The sequence below is a fragment of the Aceticella sp. 75b-Ac genome, from assembly GCF_056032965.2.
The window spans coordinates 1,270,883-1,286,863 of record NZ_CM190971.1; the positions used below are offsets into that span (position 1 = coordinate 1,270,883).

General features: G+C 31.4%; 13 protein-coding genes and 1 pseudogene. 3 read left to right on the forward strand and 11 right to left on the reverse strand.

Annotated features, from left to right (window positions below; all coding sequences use genetic code 11):
- Positions 1-18: 18 nt before the first annotated feature.
- The 10 genes and pseudogenes from AC0LWJ_RS06750 to AC0LWJ_RS06795 form a co-directional block, all read right to left on the reverse strand.
- Positions 19-1,749: an ATP-dependent nuclease gene (locus AC0LWJ_RS06750; protein ID WP_474237443.1), complete on the reverse strand. Its 1,731-nt coding sequence runs from the start codon at positions 1,747-1,749 to the stop codon at positions 19-21.
- 32 nt (positions 1,750-1,781) lie between these two features.
- Positions 1,782-2,108, reverse strand: coding sequence for a hypothetical protein (locus AC0LWJ_RS06755; protein ID WP_474237444.1), 327 nt, complete (start codon positions 2,106-2,108; stop codon positions 1,782-1,784).
- 80 nt (positions 2,109-2,188) lie between these two features.
- Positions 2,189-2,533, reverse strand: coding sequence for a nucleotidyltransferase family protein (locus AC0LWJ_RS06760; protein ID WP_474237445.1), 345 nt, complete (start codon positions 2,531-2,533; stop codon positions 2,189-2,191).
- Positions 2,534-2,535: 2 nt separating this feature from the next.
- A complete protein-coding gene (locus tag AC0LWJ_RS06765; RefSeq protein ID WP_474237447.1) occupies positions 2,536-2,937 on the reverse strand; it encodes a nucleotidyltransferase substrate binding protein in 402 nt (133 codons plus the stop codon).
- A gap of 116 nt (positions 2,938-3,053) precedes the next feature.
- Positions 3,054-3,662, reverse strand: coding sequence for an RpnC/YadD family protein (locus AC0LWJ_RS06770; RefSeq protein ID WP_474237449.1), 609 nt, complete (start codon positions 3,660-3,662; stop codon positions 3,054-3,056).
- 92 nt (positions 3,663-3,754) lie between these two features.
- Positions 3,755-5,086: an RNA-guided endonuclease TnpB family protein gene (locus tag AC0LWJ_RS06775; protein ID WP_503031416.1), complete on the reverse strand. Its 1,332-nt coding sequence runs from the start codon at positions 5,084-5,086 to the stop codon at positions 3,755-3,757.
- A 195-nt stretch (positions 5,087-5,281) separates the two neighbouring features.
- Positions 5,282-5,488 (reverse strand): annotated as a pseudogene (locus AC0LWJ_RS06780) (Rpn family recombination-promoting nuclease/putative transposase); the annotation flags it as partial.
- A gap of 264 nt (positions 5,489-5,752) precedes the next feature.
- A complete protein-coding gene (locus AC0LWJ_RS06785; protein WP_474238817.1) occupies positions 5,753-7,447 on the reverse strand; it encodes an AAA family ATPase in 1,695 nt (564 codons plus the stop codon).
- 74 nt (positions 7,448-7,521) lie between these two features.
- On the reverse strand, positions 7,522-9,216 hold the full coding sequence (locus tag AC0LWJ_RS06790; protein WP_474238821.1) for an AAA family ATPase: 1,695 nt from the start codon (positions 9,214-9,216) through the stop codon (positions 7,522-7,524).
- 93 nt (positions 9,217-9,309) lie between these two features.
- Positions 9,310-11,847 carry an O-antigen ligase family protein gene (locus AC0LWJ_RS06795; protein WP_474238825.1) on the reverse strand — a complete coding sequence of 846 codons (2,538 nt, stop codon included), beginning with the start codon at positions 11,845-11,847 and terminating at the stop codon, positions 9,310-9,312.
- Between the two features lie 173 nt (positions 11,848-12,020).
- Here AC0LWJ_RS06795 and AC0LWJ_RS06800 point away from each other — a divergent pair, with 173 nt between their 5' ends.
- Genes AC0LWJ_RS06800 through AC0LWJ_RS06810 form a run of 3 tightly spaced genes read left to right on the forward strand, consistent with a single transcriptional unit; the run spans position 12,021 to position 14,618 of the window.
- On the forward strand, positions 12,021-13,040 hold the full coding sequence (locus AC0LWJ_RS06800) for an ABC transporter substrate-binding protein (RefSeq protein ID WP_474238827.1): 1,020 nt from the start codon (positions 12,021-12,023) through the stop codon (positions 13,038-13,040).
- A gap of 26 nt (positions 13,041-13,066) precedes the next feature.
- Entirely contained in the window at positions 13,067-13,813 is a 747-nt protein-coding gene (locus AC0LWJ_RS06805) for an ABC transporter ATP-binding protein (RefSeq protein ID WP_474238830.1), read from the forward strand.
- Positions 13,806-14,618 (forward strand): ABC transporter permease, encoded by an 813-nt coding sequence (locus tag AC0LWJ_RS06810; RefSeq protein WP_474238833.1) that lies wholly within the window; start codon positions 13,806-13,808, stop codon positions 14,616-14,618. The genes AC0LWJ_RS06805 and AC0LWJ_RS06810 overlap by 8 nt, the downstream gene beginning before the upstream one ends.
- A gap of 19 nt (positions 14,619-14,637) precedes the next feature.
- Here the strand turns inward: AC0LWJ_RS06810 and accC are convergent, their stop codons facing one another.
- Positions 14,638-15,981, reverse strand: a complete 1,344-nt coding sequence (gene accC, locus AC0LWJ_RS06815; RefSeq protein WP_474238836.1) for an acetyl-CoA carboxylase biotin carboxylase subunit — start codon at positions 15,979-15,981, stop codon at positions 14,638-14,640.

Sequence of the window (15,981 nt, forward strand, 5' to 3'; positions counted from 1 at the left end):
ATATATAAATTTATTTTACTAATCTTTTAATATATATAAAAATTTCTTTAAATTATCATCTAATTCATCTATTTCACAATAATTTCCCAATGCGGTTCCAAGTTTTATTTTATCTAATCCTATTAAACATGAATCATTCAATTCTTTAAGCTTTTTACTAAACTTCTTACTATTTTTTAAGCAGTCTTCTTTAATTCTACTAATTTCCTCTTCTGTCCACCTATTACCAATATTCCTATTCCTTGACTCAACATGTTTTTTCCAACAATTGTATATTGTTTTTGGCTTAAATGAATCTTCAAATTCTTTTTGCCCTATTTTATACAAATGATCATTTGCTAAATCTAACCTATTTATAAGTTCGATCGTTACATCATCGGCATCATTGTCTATCAATGCATAAATATTATCTTTATTAATTAATTGTAAAAGTGCATTAGAAAATCCGGGAACATTTTTAATTCCTTTAACATTCATTATCTTTATTAAATTACTTGATAAATTAATATTAAATAACCTATCAAATATAATTGGTATAAATTTCTCTTCAGTTTCTCCTTCAACAATAAGTATTTTTTTTGCAAAAAACAAAAATATATTTTCTACTCCTATATCTCTTAATATTTCTTCTACATCACTACAATTGTTTAGATGACTCACTTTTGTTTCATTATTCTTATTGCAAAATAATCTAATTTTGATAGGCTTACAATAATTTATAATAAATGGAGAATGAGTAGTTATAATAATTTGTTTATTACCATTTGTAAAATTATTTAATATTTTCATTAATTCTAATTGTGCTTTTACATGCAAATGTGTATCTGGTTCATCTAATACATATAAATTTGAATCACCATTATTATCACTTTTATAATCAAATAAAGCCATTGTAATTCTTCTTTTTGTCCCATCACCTTTTTTATCAATTGGAATTACCGCACCATTTTCAAGCATTTTTACAGAAACATCTATATTTAGATCTTTTAATATAAAATCTGATGTTACAGCAATTTCTGTTAATGAAGGCAAAAACCCCTTTATTCTACTTATTATTTCTTCTTGATTGATATTATTATTTACTTCTTTTTCATATTGTTTTAAATGTTCTTCTATTGCTTGTCCTATTGTTTTATCTTCTTCAATTCTCTCATTCCAAATATTTCTTCTCTCTTCTCTAAAAAACAGCTCATTTATAAATGTAGTTATATCTTCAAAATCTTTTCCATCAAGAAAATAAGCATTTTTATTTGGAATTGTTGTTTCGATTTCATAAATTGAGTTATTAATTAAATCATTTATCTTGTCAGTAAGATTTTTTTTGAGAGTATTAAATGGCGTATTAGATCTATAAGATACACTGATAATACTTGCAATATTTTTGGCTTTTGTAATATTATCATCAGACTCAACAAAATCATCTGAATAAATAGATTTTTTTATTTGTTCTAACTTCTCTTGTGTCAGATATATAAAAAACTTTGAATTTATAGTTTCTCCTTCACGCTTAAATAATAATAAATATGTTTCATCATCAAACTCGACTTTAATTTTTATTGTATCTGTTCCATAAAAAAAATCATCTATTTCAATTTTTTTACCTTGAAATATAATCTTAAGTACATCGATTAATGATGTTTTGCCAGCATCATTTTCACCAACTATAACTGTAATATCATTTTCAAATTTAACTTCAATGTTTTTTAAACATCTAAAATTTTCGATATAAACCTTTTTAAGTATGATCATGCCCTCCCCTCAAAATTAATTTATAACTAAATTTAAGAGAATTTACCCCAATCTCTCTTATAAAACCAAGGAGAACTATTTAAATCCCAAGTTATAAAATCTTCAAGATTAAATTTATCTTCTAAAACTTCAATTGATTTTACTTGATCGGGATTTAAGCTTAAAACATGATTTTTCTCATCACTTTCAAAATCCCATAGATGAAACCTATCATTTTTAATCTTTGCCCTTCTACTTGGCCCATAATCCATTGGTGCACATACCCTTGTTATTATTTTAGCATCATCTTTCGAATAAAATGATACTCTTATCTTTAATAGATTATTTATAGCATATAAAAACTTTTCTAAATTATCCATTTGTTTTCTCCTTTCCTTCTCCTCTAATTATACTAAATTATGATTTCGTATAATTATTTCTTGTTTCTATTTTTAAAATTTTATACTTCATCACTCATATTTGATGAAGAAATGTAGAGCCTTTTCTTTTTATAAATCGTTTTTCCTACATGATCTATATGCTGTTTGAGTTCTTGATTTGAAATATCATTATAATTTACCACATCGAAAAAATATGGCAAGGGATACTCTTCATTTAAATCATCACTCAGTCTGATTACTGTTTTTCTATTAACATTAGGTCCTTTTAGTGCTAAATCAACATCAGAACCTTTTTTGTAATTCCCCATAGCCCTGCTGCCAAAAATAATGATTTCCTCTATTTCTGCATATTTGTTTGCGGCTTCTTCTATGAACTTTAAATCTCTTTCCAATAATCCGCTCATTTCTAAAGCTCCTTACTTAACTTTTCATATAATTTTCTTAGTTCTGGAAAATAAACCTGCACAATGTCCTTAACCATCTTCTCTGCTAATTTCTCATCATAAGTATGAACCGTTAAATTTCTATCGGCAAGAGCATCGATCCAAATATGTCCGTTTTCTATTAATCCCATTTGATAAGCTTGTTTTATTGTTTCTCTTGGACTTTTTACATCAAGACCTTGTGCTTCTAAGTAATCTTTCATCAATTTCCACGAAAGCTCAAAAGCAATTTCATAAAATTGTATTATACCAGCCCGTTCTAATTCCGTTCTAATTGGTTGATTTATATATTTATTTAATAGTTTATAGGATTGCTCAAAATTGACAAACCTTTGTCTCCATCTTATATTTTTAAATTGATCCATTTAAAAAACTCCTTTCAGAGTTGATTGTCCTTTCTCTATAGTGGTAAAAGTGATTATGACCTTTTCTTAAATCATACCATCTTCTCTGCCAAAAAATAAAAGGCAGAGCCTTAAAATCAATTTATATATTTTTTTAAATCATCTATTTTTTCTATTTTAAAGATATCTTTCGCTATAAGAAGCAATGTTTTATCGTCTAATTTTTTAAGTTCATCTACAAATTCAGATGGTACATTTGTAAATTTTTCTCTTAATTGCTCTATCAAAACCGCAAGTATTCCTTCTATTTTACCTTCTCTTTTACCTTCTATTTTGCCTTCTATTTTACTTTTTTTAAATTCATGCTTCAAAGAACGTTCTAAATTGGAAATCATTTTTTCCGCCTCCTTACTACTTTCTAATATTTCTTTTACTTCTTTTTTCTTTTCCTCAGGTAATGACCTCGAAATTATTGATGTGACCCAGTTTCTCAGTAATACAAATTCATCTTCTGACAGGTTCTTTAACACATTCGTTAATTTCCTTAATCTTTCCAGTAATTTTTCTCTATCTGTTTTTCTGTCGAGTAAAAATATACTTCCTATGAGATTTGATAATTGCAGAAGTTCTTCTTCACTGTATCTATTTACATCGATTAAAATATATTTAAAATCTATTATATTTTCTCCAAATAACTCATATGAATCTATTGTTTCTTTAAAAGTGAAGCCTCTCCATTTAAACATGAAATGTTATAAATGGAGCTTCCTACTGCATTAACAGTAGAACTGCCTGTCATAAATACAGTCTATGTCACGCAATATAACCACAATTGTGATTACATAGCTTTAACAAGACTAATTAATGAAGACAGGGTCTGCTGGCTTCTCGCTACAATCTCAGGAACTTTTGCCTGATACTGCAACCTCTTCTTTTCAGAAAGAGGGTTTAGGATTTCACGTATATAGTATCTTGCACCTATGTTATAGGATGCATTTAAATCTGCATGATATTTCTTGCCTGTGGAAAATTCGCATAAATCCTTCTTGCCGTTTCTTATTACCTTTCCTGTTCCATCATATGCTAATGCTGATGAGTTCTTTGGGTTAACCCATGATAAACGTATCCCATAACTGTGTGCCATATCAGCAACCTTGTTCTGTATTTTTTGCTTTGCCCAATATTGAAGCTTTATCCTCATTTTTCGTGCATAATTGCCTTTTGATTTTAATTTTTTAAGGTGCTCAAATACTATAACATCAGCATTATAATCTACAGCAAATTTAATTATTTGATGGACAGTATCATTGATGATTTGTCTGCTTAGATTGTTTATCTTTTTCCACAGATTAGGTTTTCTGCCGATACCTGATATTCTTTGTGCTTTTGCTAATTTGTTGATCTCATGAAGCAAACGGTCTTTTTCTATAGGCTGGTTTATAAATAATCTTCCTATGACAGTTCCATCATGCTTCATTGCACTGCAAACAGCAGATTTGTTTAAACCTAAATCAACAGATATTATTGTTCTGCCTTTAAGCGGTGTCTTGGTGAATTTAGCGGTCTTTTTATACGTGAAATGAAGATAATATTTTCTTCCGCTTTTTACTAACATCGGATTCATTTCTTTGAAATTCGTCATATCCCTATGCTCAAGATTTTTTGTTTTGAATTCTATGTTGTGCCACACCCAGTCATTGTTTTTATACACCTTGATTTTCGCTTTATTATTTCCTGTACGCTCAAACATATTATCTTTATAAAATACCGGATATGAATATCTTTTTGTTCCTAATACAGGTGGTTTATCTTTTAATATCTTGCCTTTTGCTTCATATTCCGCTTTTTTGTTAAGATAAGTTTTTAAATTTGAATGATAGCTTTTTACTGCACCAAGGGCTTCAGCAGTTGCCGCTCTTCTTAAGTATGAAGGGAATTTATAAAATCTATCGTCAAAGTCATATTTTGCTTTATTTTTCTTTGTACCGTGTATTAATTTTTCCATATAGTTTAACTGATCTTCCACAGATGACAGTATTGATATGGTATCCCATTCGGCATTTATTATGATGATTATATATGATAATGCTTTATTGTATATAGATATAGTATCATTGAAAGATTTATCTGCTGTTTTAATTTTAAACTTAACTGTTTTAATGCATTCCATATCAACACCACCTTTACAAATTTTTCTTCTGTTGATATAATTATATCATAAAAATTTATTGAAAACTACAGCAGTAATGATGACTTACTCCACCTAAATTTCCATTATAGGTGGAGACTGCGGCTACTGTCTTTCGGTTCAAAGGAGCAGTCCAGTTGTTAGCACCATTATACAATACAATAGGAACAACTGCGGGTAAACCAAATCAGCTTCTTTATTTTTGAAATCCTGTAGTATAAATGATTTATTTATCCTTATTATCTTTGATTCGTCTATTTGATTTACCCAGTCTTTCTTAACAAAGCTTCTTAAAAACTCAATAAACACTTTTTTATATGATAACAAATATTTATATCCTTTATCATGCTTATTATTAATAATTTTTTCACTTTTATTGTTCATCATATCACACCTATATTATACCACTTTGTTTGTATTTAAAAAAGGTAATGCTCCGCCATACGGGCGTAGATGTTAAAAACACTACCTCCGCTATTGAAGCTTATATTACCACCAATAAATACTTAAGGGTGCCGAAACAACCTCATAAATTTTATCGGATCATATGCCATTATTTATATATTCGACAAAAATTTATATTTTCCTTCTTTTTTTGAAATTTTTTTATAAAATTTCAGTATTAACTTAGAAATATAAGTTTATATTTCAATCATTTAATATGATTCTATATTCACCTTTGCCTATGAATATAATAAGAGCTTTTTTTATGTTTTGTTTCCCCTTGTATTGGTGACTCTCAGCATATTTCTTTAGCTGCTCTTCTCCTTCTTTTATTACCGCATCAATATTTTTTTCGTCACTCTTTTTTACATATTTCAGTTCTATCAGCCATTCGTATTTTACATCCGGCATCCTTATGTCTTTTTCTAAGTATATGTCTATATATCCGTTCTCTGTTTCTCTTTCGCTTATCGGTCTATATACATTAGTCATCGTTAAATATGTGAATAATATCACTTTAATATATTTTTCGTCAAATTTTATTATGTCTCTATTTGATAGTTTATTCAGTATGTTCTGACTTATAAATTCTATAAATTGTTCTATCTTCCCCTCAAACGCCATATCCCATATGGCTTTTGCTATTTCTTCAGTTTCGTATTTTATGTTGTTTTCTTCTTTCAGTTTTCTTTCGAAATACTCCCAAAATATTGTCTTTATTACATAGTTGGGTATAATAAGCTTTGTTATGTTATACATGTTATCTTTTATCGTTAATAATCCCATGTAGAATAGCAGTGATACAAAGTATTCCTGGTCATACATCCTGTCAAAGGAGAATTTGGTTACTATATCCGATACTATACTTTCTTCTTTTATTATCTTTTCTAATGTCTCTCTATTTTCTTCGTTTATTGCAAGCCTGTTTAGCCTGCCGTAGTCTGTCTTTACATTGTCATCTATTAAATATTCCGGCGGCTTTTTATATCTTGTATAGCTGTCAAAATAGTATAGTACCATATCAGGATTGTATATTCTCGTTCCTGCATTTTTATTAAACAGATATCCATTGTATAGTTCTCTTAAGTTGTCTATTAATCCACCTTTTTTACCTATTCCTATTTCTTCTATTATCTTTACTACCTCTTCTTCTGTAAATCCCAGCATCTCATTTAGACCTAAATCCATTGTCACATTTGATGCTATGTTGAATCCGCTCGTCAGGTCATCCAGCATTATTGGCGATATGCCTGTTATGAATATCCTGTCTATTACACTTTTTGTACCTATTTTTACTGTTTCATAGAAGTCCCTTACAAAGCCTGATGCTCTTACTATGTCTTTGTAAAAAACATTATCTCCCATCGCTATGATGTCATTTGCAAAATGGTCGTATTCGTCTATTATGAGGTATATCTTCTTGCCTGCTTTTTCTACTTCATTTATCAATATTGAAATAACAGCATTTATATCATTTATTCCATCTATTTTGTTTTTTATTTTTTCTGCGTTATTTATTATATTATCATATTTATTGAGTAAGGAAATTATTGAATTCTTTACACTTAATAAAAATGATTCTTGTAACCTTTCTTTATTATCTGTATTTAACCCGGAAAAATTAAGTTCTAATACCATATAGCTGTTTTTTAGTTTTGTCGGATTTTTCCCTATATACAAATCTCCATACAGCTTGTCAAAGTCTTTTTGTGCATTTATGTCATAATAGTGTTCAAGTGTTGACAAAAATAAGCTTTTCCCGAACCGCCTCGGTCTTATGTAAAATATATATTTGCTGTTTAATCGCTCGAGTTTCTCTATGTACATTGTCTTGTCTACATAGAGGTATCCTTCTTCTCTCATGGCTTTAAAGTTGGACATTCCATATGGTATTTTCATGGTTTCACTCCCTTCTTTTTTTGAAATTTTTTTATAAAATTTCAGTATTAACTTAGAAATATAAGTTTCTCCTTTCAATCATTTAATATGATTCTATATTCACCTTTGCCTATGAATATAATAAGAGCTTTTTTTATGTTTTGTTTCCCCTTGTATTGGTGACTCTCAGCATATTTCTTTAGCTGCTCTTCTCCTTCTTTTATTACCGCATCAATATTTTTTTCGTCACTCTTTTTTACATATTTCAGTTCTATCAGCCATTCGTATTTTACATCCGGCATCCTTATGTCTTTTTCTAAGTATATGTCTATATATCCGTTCTCTGTTTCTCTTTCGCTTATCGGTCTATATGCCATGCTGTTTACAATGTATGAAAATAAAATTACTTTAATATATTTTTCGTCAAAGTTTATCATGTCTCTATTTGACAGCATTTTTAGCACATTCTGGCTTATATAATCTATATATGGTTCTATTTTGCCTTCATACGCCATATCTTCTATTGATTTTCTTAATGTATTTAAATCAAGTTTAATATTATATTTTTTCTTTATGCTTAATTCTATATATTCCCACATTATTGTCTTGATTACATAATTGGGTATCTGCAGTAGCAGCCTTGTTTTTTCTTGCCTGCCTATTGTTAATAACCCCATATAGAATAAAAGGGATACAAAGTATTCCTGGTCATACATCCTGTCAAAGGAGAATTTGGTTACTATATCTGATACTATACTTTCTTCTTTTATTATCTTTTCTAATGTCTCTCTATTTTCTTCGTTTATTGCAAGCCTGTTTAGCCTGCCGTAGTCTGTCTTTACGTTGTCATCTATTAAGTTTCTTGGTGGTCTTCTATATCTTGTATAGTTGTCGAAATAGTATAATACCATATCAGGATTATATACTCGTTTTACGCTTTCTGCACTGAACAGGTATCCATTGTATAGTTCTCTTAAGTTGTCTATTAATCCACCTTTTTTACCTATTCCTATTTCTTCTATTATCTTTACTACCTCTTCTTCTGTAAATCCCAGCATCTCATTTAGACCTAAATCCATTGTCACATTTGATGCTATGTTGAATCCGCTCGTCAGGTCATCCAGCATTATTGGCGATATGCCTGTTATGAATATCCTGTCTATTACACTTTCTGTTCCTATTTTTACTGTTTCATAGAAGTCCCTTACAAAGCCTGATGCTCTTACTATGTCTTTGTAAAAAACATTATCTCCCATCGCTATGATGTCATTTGCAAAATGGTCGTATTCGTCTATTATGAGGTATATCTTCTTATTTGCTTTTTCTACTTCATTTATCAATATTGAAATAACAGCATTTATATCATTTATTCCATCTATTTTGTTTTTTATTTCTTCTGCGTTATTTATTATATTATCATATTTATTGAGTAAGGAAATTATTGAATTCTTTACACTTAATAAAAATGATTCTTGTAACCTTTCTTTATTATCTGTATTTAACCCGGAAAAATTAAGTTCTAATACCATATAGCTGTTTTTTAGTTTTGTCGGATTTTTCCCTATATACAAATCTCCATACAGCTTGTCAAAGTCTTTTTGTGCATTTATGTCATAATAGTGTTTAAGTGTTGACAAAAATAAGCTCTTCCCAAACCGCCTCGGTCTTATGTAAAATATATATTTGCTGTTTAATCGCTCGAGCTTCTCTATGTACATTGTCTTGTCTACATAGAGGTATCCTTCTTCTCTCATGGCTTTAAAGTTGGACATCCCATATGGTATTTTCATGGTTTCACTCCCTTCTTTTCTGCAAAATTTTATCCTGTCTTTTTCAAAGCTGCTGAACCTTTCTGCGTGAACTTGTATTCGTAGAAAGAAGAATCAGTGTATTCTTTCAAGTGCCTTATTTGAATCATCAATTATCTTTTTAGTCTGATCCGTCATTGGATTTGGCTCCAACGATTTCGAATTAACCTTATTGTACATCTTACCTACATCTACAGCCTTCTTCAGATATTCTTTAGCTCTTTCTTTATCACCCTTTTGCAGATAGAACATACCGACCTTATTATACGCGTCTGCAAGCTGTTGATAATTCTCAGGTCTTAAAGGCTGCACATCTACAGCTTTTTTAATATATTGTATCCCTTTGTCAATCTGACCATGTGACAGATAAAAAGCTCCAAGTTGTGCATTTAGCTGGAAATTAAAGGGTTCTAAGTCCACAGCTTTTTGTTCTTGTTCCTCTGCTTTTTTTATTTTTTCAAAATCTCTTGTTTGATTACCTATATTTAACAGTATTTGTCCGTATGCCATCCTGTATTTTGCATTCCACGGGTCATAGGATACAGCATTTTTAAAATCTGCTTCAGCTTTTGTAATATTTTTAGCTTTAATATCACTATCACCATTTTGTGCATAGCTTAAAGCAGTGGAAAAGGATGCGGATAAAAACATGACTATTATAGCAATACTTAGTATTGCATAATTTATATAGTTATTCTTAGTTAGTGCATCGTTAATACGTTTTGTGTTCAAAATATCTGCCTTTTCGCACTTTTCTAAATCCATTGCCCTTATTAAACCCATCAGTGCCCATAATGATATGGAAACGGCAGCCAATGACAAATCGAAATCCATAGCAGCATGTGCAAATATACTTACTATAGCAGTAACAACCGCTGCAAAATACACCCTCTCATTTATGTCAAGGTCAGACTTATATAACCTAATGATTGTCATTAATAATGCTATTAAAAGAAAAATTAAAGCAGCAAAACCTATCAAACCCGTATCAAGAAGCACCTGCATAAAATAGCTGTGTGTTTGCGTTGTCCAATATAAATATGACTGGTATTTAAAATATAATGTTGTCCATGCGCCACCACCAGCTCCAAATAAAGGATATGCCTTAAATATCTTTAATCCGTCTTTATAAAACTGCATACGCTGTGAACTGCTTTGAGTCGTAAAATTTATATCCTGAATACGTGATGCAATATTTTCAGGCAGGTATTTGTATTTAAGTATGATATTCTGTACATCCTGTGGATTATTTTTAGGGTAAATCTCGGCTTTGTCAAACGTAACAGATGTATCCTTAAAATTGTTTGTAAAGGAGATTGCAAGACGTTTTGTATCACTTAATGTTTTGAATTCTATTGTTTTTTCACCTGAAAAAGAATTCTTGTCGTAAAATTCTTTTAATTTTTGAGATTGGTCATTTTCATTACGGCTATCAATAATAATTCCATATGCCCAATCTTTATTCCCCGTATTTTGAGCTTTAACAGTATACTTTAAAACATACTGTCTGCCAGGGTCTATATTGTTTATAAACCGTGTAACAGTCTTGCCGCTGTCAGCCTCATTTGCTCCGTGGTTCAAGCTAAGAGGAACCTGAGCTGTAAATACTATATCCCCCGCAATGAATATAATAGCTATAGCAATAACTGCCGCTGTTATCATAATACCGGTTTTTATCTTTATTTCATTTATTGCCTTTATGATAAAGCTTATCAAATATGTTAATATTAACGATAATACAGTCCCGACAATGTACCATATTACAAGCTTTGATGGCATTTGTCCGTTTACTGTCGAATTAAATTTAACAATAGGAAGTATAGATGCAATAACTATACCTGTAAAATATAATGCCACCTCAAACTTTTTCCCCTTCGGCATAAGTAACATTAAAAGCATTCCAAAAATGAAAAACATAAGCCATGCACCGCGAGATAATGTAAATATAAATGCATAAAATTGTGTAAATGCCAATACACCATAAAATGCCTTTAAATACCTGTTTTTTGCATCTGACAACAATGCTAAATTAACAAATAAAAACGCCATTAAAAAAGATGCGGTCGTATTGGGATATTGAAATGTTGAATTAATCCTTCCGCCAACCCATGAGCCATTGTAGTTTATAATGCCGGCAGCAGAACCAAGCCCTATTAATGCAACTCCAACTGAGCTTAGTACCAGAATATTTAAAAGTATCCAAACCTCTTTTTTTGTTTTCACAATCCTGCTTACCATAAGATAAATAAAAGCAAAATCAAGATATTTTAATACCTCATATATGCTTGTCCTTACATTGACGGCAAATAATGTCGATATGAAATATGCGCCAGCCAATGACAATATTCCATAATCTAATTTCCCTATGATAACAGGCTCATTCTTAACAAGTTTTATGATAACCCATAAAATAAATACAAGGGATGTTGCTACTATATTCGGCAGCATCTCATTTTCAAAGTACATTCCTCTGAAAAATGGCGGGTATGCTAAGAGTGCAAGCAAACAAACATAAAATATTATTCTTAAAATAGATGTGTTAAATTGTTTGCTGCTTGCTTTCCCTATTTTTATTTTTTTCTTATTTTTTTTGCTTATCACTTTTTGTCCCATTCTTTATTCTCCTTTATAAACAAAATTCAGATATATTTATATTTATTCGACAATCCCTCTTGATTTCCTTCTTATAAAAGAATTTCTATACATCTTATTTTAACTTAATCCCTCACCATTTGCAATTGATAGAATATAATAAATTGAAATTAAAGAAATGGAGGTATGTTTTTATGAAAAGCTTCAAAGGATTTTTTCTCTTTACACTTGCTTTTGCTATTCTTTTAACGTCAATTACACTTACCGGCTGCAAAGCAGAGAAACAAGAAGTCAGCAAAATTAATTTTGTTGAAACGGTACGCTCTATTTTCTATGCCCCCTATTATGTTGCTGTAAATAAAGGCTTTTTTAAAGATGAAGGAATTGAGCTTAATATCACAACAGCACAAGGGTCTGACAAGGCAGCCACAGCCGTATTGTCAGGAACAGCAGATATCGGTCTGCAGGGACCTGAAACAACCGTCTATGTATTTAAAGAGGGCAGGGAAGATTATCTGATTAATTTCGGACAGCTTACAAGAAAAGACGGTTCATTTCTTCTGGGGAAAAAACCTGAAAAAGATTTTAAATGGGAAAATGTGAAAGGTAAAAAGGTTATAGGCGGCAGACCGGGGGGAATGCCTGAAATGACCCTCGAATATGTACTTAAAGAACACGGTATAGACCCTAAGAAAGATGTCAATTTAGTGACAAATCTTCAATTCACAGCCAATGCCGGTGCCTTCATGTCGTCAGATGCAGATTATGTACAATTATTTGAACCCACAGCGTCATTGGTAGAAAAAGCCAAAGGCGGATATATTGTCGCATCTGTTGGTGCATCTGCCCATGAAGTCCCATACACTACATTCAATGCGAAAAAAAGCTATATAATAAAACATCCGGACATAATACAGCATTTTACTAATGCCGTTTATAAAGGAATGCTTTATGTGGAATCACATCCATCACGTGATGTGGCAGAAAATATCAAATCCTTCTTTCCAGATGCAGATATTGATTTGATGACAACCGTTATAGAACGATATAAAAAGCAAAATACTTGGGGTAAAACACTGCAAATGAAAACGGAGGATTTCGATTTTCTTCAGGATATACTGTTAAATGCCGGAGAAATCAAGCATAAAGCTGACTCAAAACAGCTTATTAATAACACATTTGCCGATAAAGCATTAAATACGATAAAAAAATAAACAGATAAAAATTGGAGGTGCAATTGATGAATAAGATAATGATCAGCCTTAAAGATATTGCCCTCAACTATCACACACTGGATGGTGAAACTGAAGCCCTGAAAAATATAACATTTAATGTATATGAAAGTGAATTTGTCGGAGTAATAGGTCCTTCCGGAAGTGGAAAATCAACCCTTTTGTCTGTAATATCCGGTCTTTTAAAACCATCAAAAGGTCAGCTTAAAGTAAATGGTAAAATAGGATATATGCTTCAGAAGGACCATCTTTTTGAATGGAGAAATATATGGCAAAATGTTTTGTTGGGTCTTGAAATACAAAATTCTATTGATGAAAATTCAAAAAAATATGTAAATGAACTCCTTAAAAAATACGGTCTTGAAGATTTTAAGAATTATTATCCACATCAGCTTTCTGGAGGAATGAGACAAAGGGCTGCACTTATCAGGACACTTGCATTAAAACCTGATATAATGCTTTTAGATGAGGCTTTTTCAGCCCTTGATTATCAGACACGGCTTGCCATATCTGATGAGGTTTGGAAAATACTTAAAAATGAGAGAAAAACAGCTGTAATAGTTACACATGATATTTCAGAGGCCATTGCTATGTGTGATAAAATTGTTGTTTTATCCATAAGACCTGCTGTAGTTAAAAGCATATATGAAATAAAACTTACATGTGATGACCCTTCCCCCATCAGATGCAGAGAAGCTCCCGAATTCAGGCAATACTTTAATTCCATATGGAAGGAGCTGGATATACATGTGTGAAATCTCTTTAAAACACGTATCAGCAGAGCATAAGGAATATTTAAAAAAGGTGAAAAAACAATCTCTGCTTATCAGAATTACTCAAATAATCATACTGATTGTTTTTTTTGGGGTGTGGGAACTTGCAGCAAGATATGGAATTATAGATGCATTCCTTTTCAGTCAGCCCTCAAGAATGCTGAAAACAATATTTGCTCTTACAGAAAATGGCTCTCTTTTTATGCATATATGGGTAACTTTAAGTGAAACAATAATAGGATTTGCCTCTGGTACATTATTGGGTATTGTAATAGCTGTAATCTTATGGTGGTCTGATTTTATATCAAGGGTTTCTGAACCCTATCTGATTGTACTAAACAGCCTGCCTAAAATTGCACTGGGTCCGATATTTATTGTGTGGATGGGAAATGGCAAAGCCCCAATTATAGTAATGGCACTGGCAATATCATTGATTGTAACAATAATAAGCTTACAGAATGGTTTTTCTCAAGTTGATGAAGAAAAGATAAAACTTTTAAAAACCTTTGGTGCAACAAAAACGCAAATTCTCACAAAATGTATACTTCCCGCAAGTATTCCAACCATTATGTCGGCTATTAAAATCAATTTGGGTCTATCATGGGTAGGTGTTATAACAGGAGAATTTCTTGTATCAAAGGCTGGGCTTGGATACCTTATTGTATATGGAGGTCAGATATTTAAGCTCGACATCGTTATGTCAAGTGTCCTTATTTTGTCTGTATTATCAGCAGCTATGTATCTATTGATAGTTTATATGGAAAAAAAGATAGTTAAATGGAATTAATAGGAATAGCATAAAGCTGCTATTCCATTCTTCTTTGTATAAAATTTGTATAGATTTCGCCTTTTTTAAAAAAGGCATTTTGAAGGATTTTTTTATGGAAGGGTATTGTTGTTTTAATACCTTCAATTTTAAACTCATCAAGAGCCCGCTCCATAACGCTTATTGCTTCATTTCTATCCTTGCCGTAAGACATAAGCTTTGCTATAAGAGAATCGTAGTAAGGCAGGATTTCAAAACCTTGATAAATATGTGTGTCAATTCTTACTTTGGGTCCGCCCGGCAGAATAAGCGTATTTATCCTTCCGGGGCTTGGTCTGAAATCATTATCCGGGTCTTCAGCATTTATCCTGCATTCTAAAGCATGCCCACTAATCTTCACATCTTCCTGATTTAGCAAAAGCTTCTCATTTGATGCTATCTTTATCTGCTCTTTTATGATATCAATGCCTGTAACAAGTTCTGTTATCCCATGTTCTACTTGGACTCTTGTATTCATTTCAATAAAATAATAATTTCCACTGCTGTCAAGTAAAAATTCAATAGTGCCAGCTCCTTGATATCCTGCGGCTTTAGCAGCTATTATAGCTTTTTCGCCTATTTCTTTTCTAAGCTCAGGATGTTTTTCAAGAAAGGGTGAAGGAGCTTCTTCCAATATTTTCTGATGTCTACGCTGTATCGAACAATCCCTTTCTCCAAGATGTATAATTTTGCCATGTTCATCGGCTAATATCTGAAATTCTATATGCTTAGGTTCTTCAATGTATTTTTCTATATAAACTTCACTATTCCCAAAAGCATTTTGTGCTTCTTTTTGTGCCAGCTCCAGTGCTTTTTTCAAGTCCTCATCGCTATGGGTAATCCTCATACCACGACCGCCACCACCTGCTGATGCCTTTATAATGACTGGATAACCAATCTCTCTGGCAATTTTTATAGCTTTATCAACATTCTCAACAGCCCCGTGAGAACCAGGTATAACAGGTATATTGTTTTTTATCATTAATTCCTTAGCTTTTGCTTTATTGCCCATACATTCTATAATTTTTGCAGATGGTCCTATAAATTTTATTTTATGAGTTTCACATAGCTTAGCAAAAAAAGGATTCTCAGACAAAAACCCATAACCTGGATGTATGGCATCAGCACCGGATACCATGGCGGTACTTATAATAGCCTGCATGTTTAAATAGCTAAGGGTGCTTTCATTGGGTCCTATGCAATATGCCTCATCAGCGTATTGTACATGAAGAGAATTTTTGTCTGCCTTAGAATAAACAGCAACCGTTTCAATTCCCAATTCCTTACATGCCCTGATTACTCTTAAGGCAATTTCACCTCTGTTTGCAATAAGTATTTTTTTCAT